This is a genomic window from Endozoicomonas sp. SESOKO1, assembly GCF_024606265.1.
GTDB lineage: Bacteria > Pseudomonadota > Gammaproteobacteria > Pseudomonadales > Endozoicomonadaceae > Endozoicomonas.
The window spans coordinates 1-1,459 of sequence record NZ_JAHHPP010000223.1 but is presented as its reverse complement, the minus strand read 5'-3'; the positions used below and the strand labels follow the sequence as shown (position 1 = coordinate 1,459).

Genomic DNA, 1,459 nt, shown 5'->3' with positions numbered 1-1,459 from the left:
CCACAGCCACTGCGACAGCAGCATTCCCGATGGTATTACGGCCATCTCTGCCCGGCCCGATGGCCAACAGCTGGCAGTCAATAGCGGTTGTCTGACTGACCTTAGTACCCTGATGATTAAACGCCACAGCAATCGCCACAGAACCGATTTGGCCATTGGTTTCAATACGGGTCCCTGTGGCCGTGGTATTCCGAATGGTACAACCGTTGGAAAAAGCGGCTGCAACAGCTGCATGCCCTCCATCACCAGGTGATGGCTTGAAATTTTGCGCCCCCTGGTTGACCAATATCGAGTTGATATCCTGAGTGTTTTTGATTTTGCTGTTGAGACAACCAGCGGTGACGACACCGACGAGGTTTGGATTTAATTTGTAAATGTTATTGGGTACTTGAACTTTGCCATCTGCATGCAAGCGGTTGCTACTGGCAATAGTACCCCGAATTTCACAATTTGCGGCATCAGCAACCACCACGGCGAGATGCCCTCTCTCCATGGAATTCAAAGTTATGCTATTGTCGTGAGCTTCTGTGTCGCTAATGATCGCATGATCTGCTTTTCCTGCCACACCGCCGCCATTTGCAGCCCAGATCTTTTTATACTTACCAAATGTTTCAAGGGTGCTACCAGTCAGGGTTGACTTGCTGACAATGACTTTTTCCCGTTCATTTCCCGAAATTTTTCCCGCAACAAGACCTGCGTTGATATTCGTACCCCACTTTTTCTCAGTCCATTTTAAGCCACGGATTTTAAATACGGTTATGCTTAAATAACCGGTGAATTGCCCTGATATGACGACATTACAGCCATCAATATCATTGCTGTCGATGACTGAAGTACCCAAAGCTTGCCCAGTCACCATTCCTGCATTAATCCCTGCTCCCGCAATATCAATAGTGGAGTCTTCAATCCGATTACCCTTGAGTGATGCCTCACCTTTTACTTCGCCTGCCAGCATCCCCACCTGCCTGTTCTGCAAATGAGTGGGTCTATCCCTTTCAATATAAACAGTGGGCGTGGCCGTGATCTTGATGTTTGAATGTTGCACAGTGTTATTTTTCTGGCTCGCTTGTTGCTCCATGGTGCAGGCGATAAACGCCAATGCGTCTTTCTTGGCTGCAGTGGCATACCCGGGTTCCATTTGAGGCCCACCAGGTTTACCTGAACGTTCAATACGGGAATCTTTGATAACCAGGTTACGGACTTCGCCCTTCAGATTCTGGAACAGGCAGTTATTCAGGTTGCGAATGCGCTTGCCGTTACCGTTGTACTTGCCAGTGAAATCCTTGATAGGTGTGTGCTCGTTTCCAGCATCAATATTAACTTTCTGTTCATACTCGCCACTGGGTGGATAGCATCGATCAATCCCGATTTTCGCCAGGTCAGCATGGCTATGGACAGGAATCTGCTCACCCCTGCAGCCCGGCGGGATGGTTGTCGGGCTGGTGGGTGGTGAGGTTGG

General features: G+C 49.1%; 1 protein-coding gene. It reads right to left on the bottom strand.

The features are described 5' to 3' along the window. Window positions 1–1,459 (bottom strand): hypothetical protein (locus KDK13_RS10175; protein ID WP_257284868.1); only part of this gene is annotated, 1,459 nt, incomplete at both ends.